This is a genomic window from Romboutsia sp. 13368 (assembly GCF_018336475.1).
Classification (GTDB): domain Bacteria; phylum Bacillota; class Clostridia; order Peptostreptococcales; family Peptostreptococcaceae; genus Romboutsia.
The window spans coordinates 1,746,061-1,750,829 of sequence record NZ_CP048741.1 but is presented as its reverse complement, the minus strand read 5'-3'; the positions used below and the strand labels follow the sequence as shown (position 1 = coordinate 1,750,829).

Here is a 4,769-nt window from a genome sequence, read left to right as displayed (position 1 = left end):
ATGAATAATAAGTGATAATAAAAGTAAATATGAAAAAATATTTAATTTATAAGTATAGTTATATTTCTTAGAATTAAAAAAAGTGAATTTTATTATAATAAGTAAGATAAATAAAGGGACGTAACCTGTATTAAGAATAGAGATATCTGTAAATATATAGAATAATATATGAAGTAAAGTACTTATAAAACCTAATATTAAAAATAAAGAATTGTATTTTGATACTATGGGTAATAGCTTATTTATAAATGCTCTTAAAGTTTTGTTTTCAAAACTATAATAAATATTTCTAAGTATATACATGAGTAAATAAAGTGATATAAACACTGAGGCTATAATACCAAATAATAAGCCATAGTTTTTAAACATTATACAACCTCCATTATTATTTAATAATAAATAAAATTATTAATAATATATAATATTTAAATTTATAAATTATGTTACTACAAAAAATATGTAATAAAATTTTAAATATTGTTAATATTAATAATGGTAAAAGGAGGAAAAATATATGAATAAAAATATAAAGTTTATTATAATTTTCATAACTTTAGCTTTAGGAATATTTATATATCAAGTTAAAGACTTTACAATTCATGCTGTTGAGGTAGAAAATAAAATAGACTTACTAATTGAAAATAAGGAGAATCAAAGAAAGTTAAATTTAGAAATAAATGAATTAGATAACAAAATAAGCTCACTATATAAAGAAGAAAATAATACTTATAATAAGGTAGAAGTTGTAACTGTAAGCTTTATTGATAATACTACATTTTCGAAAAAGAATATAACAAATTTAAATATAGAGAGTTTAATATCAGAAAAATATGAACTAGAGGAAGAATTAGATAAATACATAGATGAATATACTAAATTAGAAAAGCAGATAGAATCTGAAAAGTTAGAAGAACTTAGATTAAAGAATATTGAATATACAAATGGAATATGGCCTATTAAGTCTTATAATGAGATAAGCTCTCCATTTGGAGAAAGGATTCATCCGATTTCAGGAAAGTTAAGTTTTCATAAAGGTATAGATATACCAGCGCCTCAAGATACTGATATATTAGCTTGTGATGATGGTATAGTTTTATTTTCAGGTATAATGAATGGATATGGAAATGTAATAAAACTAAAACATTTTGATGGAAAAATAACTTTATATGCACATAATAATTCTAATTTAGTTGAGGAAGGAGATATTATAAAAACTGGTCAGGTTATTGCAAAAGTAGGTACAACTGGAAATTCTACAGGAAATCATCTTCATTTTGAAACTATTGTAAATGAAGAAAATATAAATCCTATAGAAATTATTAAATAGATAATAGATTTAAAATTAAAATATTTATAGTAATTTAGTACATATATAAAATAAAGTTTAAGAAGGTGTATTATATATTAAGTAGAATTATATTATTAAGAAAATAAGTCGATGTTAATTAATAAAGGGGGTAAATTTTTGAAGAATAAACTATTATCTGATTCAATAGTATATATAATATCTCCAATACTGTTATTTAATTTTATAAATTATCCTATAAATAACTATCTTCTATTAGCATTAGTATTAATTATAGGAATTTATACTATAACAACTAAGAATAATGAATCAAGGATAAATTTAAGTGGGATAATATTTTCTAGTATATATATTTTAATGTCATTATTTAGACAAAATATTAAACCTGGATTTGATATGTATGTATATGATACATATTGTATGATAATGCTAACTCTAATTATTATTTTTTCACTTTTATTACATAAAAATATACTAAAGTTAATGTATATAGATATAAGAATATGTAAAGGAGATAATAATCTAAGAATATTTAATAATATAAAAAAATCTAACCTAGACTATGATTTAAAAAGAATATCTTACTTAATTATAATGCATCTAGCATCATTAATATTTATAAGAATAATTTCAATATATAGCTTAGGATTTACAAATTATGAAAATACCAACATTATACAAATTATAGTTAATATAGCTTTTATGATCAGAGAGATGTACCTGACATCTAAATTAATGTCTAATATAAAGAATAATATAAAAATAAAAAGTAAAGTATCTAGAATAAAAAAATCATCTAGAGATGGGAGTATAATAGATATAGAAAAATATAAAAATTTGAATAAATAATAAAATAACAAGAGTATTACTCTTGTTATTTTATTATTTCAATAATATAATCACAGATTTTATCTGGATGTATAGATTTTTTAAATTCATTCATATTTTCTTTCATAAAAGATATTAAAGGTTCAAATTCCTTATCGATTATTTTATAAAAAATACTTTCTAAATCTTTTTCATCATTATAAATTAATCCAATACCTTTATCAATTATAAACTTTGCATTTTCTATTTCTTGACCTACTTTAGGTGATTTAACTATAACTGGAGTATTAGTATAGATTGCTTCAAATAAAGTAGCACCCCCAGGTTTGGTTATAATTAAGTCGCTTTCTTCTAATAACTCATGCATATTATTAATAAAACCTAAAACTTTAATATTATTAAGTGGATTTTTTTCAGTAAGATTATGATATAACTTAGAATTACTACCTGTAACTATAGTAACTTCTAAAATATCTTTATAATCTTTTAAGAAACTATCTATCCAATACATAAATGATTCACTTATATCAAATAAACCTCTTCCACCACCTAGTAATAATAATTTATATTTTCCAGGAGTTATCTCTTTTCCTTTAACATTAAATATATTACTAATTGGAACTCCTGTAACTTTAATCTTATTAGGATGTATACCTTTTTGTACAAATCGATTTTTAATTTCACAAGAAGGTACAAAGTACATATCTGTATTAGGATAAACCCACTCTAGGCTATCTACAACATCTGTTATAACTGTTAATGAGGGAATATGTATATTTTTATACTTTTCTTTAAAGTTATAAACACAAGCTGCTGCAAGAGGAAATGTAGATATAATTAAGTCTGGATTAATCTCAAGAATATATTCAATAAGCTTAGGTGTATATAATTTGTGAGATAGATCATGTCTAGGATCAAAAGATTTTTTAAAATAATAATAATAATTATATAATCCAGGTGTATATTTAGTATTGTTTTCGTAAAGCTTTACCATAGGCTTATTCATAATAGGTACACTAGCATCTATAAAATTTTCTATAATTATGTTGCAATTACCATATTCATCCAGAATATAATCCCTTATAGCTTTTGCAGCACTTATATGACCTGCTCCAAATTGAGCTGTAAGAATTAATACTGTTTTATTATTAATACTCATTGACTATCTCCTTAATTTCTCAAATATGTTAATTATAGTATTATACATCTATATATTATTTTAGGCAATAGTAATAAAACTTATTATTAAAATAGAGGAAATATTTACTTAAAGTTGAAAAAATATATAGAGGTGAATTATATGGAAAATACATCGAATGAAATAAAATTAAAAGATATAAATATAGATAATTTTTTTGAAAAAACCAAAATAGCAATATATTCGTTAATAGGAATTATAGTATTTTTCATTCCAATAAATATAAATAATCAAACAAAAACTATATTACATCATATAGCATATAATTTACAAATAAACTATAGAGGATTCTTACAAATTTGTACCATAGTATATCTAATCATTGGAGTAGTCAAATCAATAATATCAAGTCATAAAAATAAATTAACTAAGGCGTACTCATATCTTAGAATCTTTAGTATATTCATAACAATAAGCATATTTTACAATAATAACTCAATAATTTTATTAGATGATAATGTTTCTTTAATTTTAGAAGAAACTATATTAAATTTAGTAACAGTACTACCTTTAAGTGCTATATTTATAGCATTTATATTAGATTTTGGGCTTTTAGATATAGTGGAAGCGTATTGTCATAAATTCATGAAGAAGACATTTAAATTAAGTGGAAAATGTGTATTAAATATAATTATGTATATATTTAATGATTGCTTTTGTGGATATTTCATGACTAACTTATTATATCAAAAAGGAAGAATTAGACAAAATGAAGCTTGCATAATAATATTAAATTTTTCTATAGCATCAATTTCAGTAATTAATTATGTATCAGATGAATTTAATCTAAATAAAATGAATTTTTTAATTTTATCAGTATTTATATTAACTTTAACAAATATTATATCGTGCAGATTATATCCAATAAATAAAAAGAAAAAATCATATTATATAAAAACAAATTATAAAGAAACATATTTTAAAACTGATAAATTAAATAAGTCTATAAACAAGTATATAGAAAATAAAGAAGATATAAATATATTTAAATTAATAATAATAAATTTAGAACAATCAATACTTATAATAATTCATTTAATACCAAATTTAGTTTTAGTAATTTATTTAGTCGATATAATAATGAAAAATATAGATGTAATATATAATTTAAAAATAATTTTTTCTAATATATTAGAAGTTTTAAAGTTTAATAATATAGATGATATAAGTATATTTATAGTAAATGGATTATTTAATGATGTAATAGCGATAGAATCATTAAATAAAAACATAGAATATACTAGTAAATTATTAGTTGGAATAATTTGTGTATTAAAATGTACAAGCTTAAGCACTAATATTATATATTTACACAATACTAATATACCTATAAAAAAAATAGATTTTTTTATTTCATATATACAAAGGATAATAGTGATGTTACTTATATCAGCTATGATATTTTATCTATACAATATATATACTATATAARTATAG

The 4,769-nt window shown here is 20.6% G+C and carries 4 protein-coding genes; 3 read left to right on the top strand and 1 reads right to left on the bottom strand.

The features are described 5' to 3' along the window. Positions 1-514: 514 nt before the first annotated feature. Positions 515-1,327 (top strand): M23 family metallopeptidase, encoded by an 813-nt coding sequence (locus G3997_RS07130; RefSeq protein ID WP_296644872.1) that lies wholly within the window; start codon positions 515-517, stop codon positions 1,325-1,327. Positions 1,328-1,465: 138 nt separating this feature from the next. Continuing rightward, positions 1,466-2,155, top strand: a complete 690-nt coding sequence (locus G3997_RS07125; protein ID WP_296644869.1) for a hypothetical protein — start codon at positions 1,466-1,468, stop codon at positions 2,153-2,155. 25 nt (positions 2,156-2,180) lie between these two features. Here G3997_RS07125 and G3997_RS07120 read toward each other — a convergent pair whose 3' ends face one another. Beyond that, the gene (locus G3997_RS07120; RefSeq protein ID WP_296644868.1) at positions 2,181-3,293 is read right to left on the bottom strand and encodes an MGDG synthase family glycosyltransferase; all 1,113 of its coding nucleotides are present in this window, start codon (positions 3,291-3,293) and stop codon (positions 2,181-2,183) included. Positions 3,294-3,434: 141 nt separating this feature from the next. Here G3997_RS07120 and G3997_RS07115 point away from each other — a divergent pair, with 141 nt between their 5' ends. Beyond that, a complete protein-coding gene (locus G3997_RS07115; RefSeq protein WP_296644866.1) occupies positions 3,435-4,763 on the top strand; it encodes a nucleoside recognition domain-containing protein in 1,329 nt (442 codons plus the stop codon). Positions 4,764-4,769 lie beyond the last annotated feature (6 nt).

What these genes read in the sequence shown, in the direction of transcription:
- G3997_RS07130 (WP_296644872.1), top strand. Translation starts at nt 515, where the DNA reads ATGAATAAAAATATAAAGTTTATTATAATTTTCATAACTTTAGCTTTA.
- G3997_RS07115 (WP_296644866.1), top strand. Translation starts at nt 3,435, where the DNA reads ATGGAAAATACATCGAATGAAATAAAATTAAAAGATATAAATATAGAT.
- G3997_RS07120 (WP_296644868.1), bottom strand. Translation starts at nt 3,293, where the DNA reads ATGAGTATTAATAATAAAACAGTATTAATTCTTACAGCTCAATTTGGA.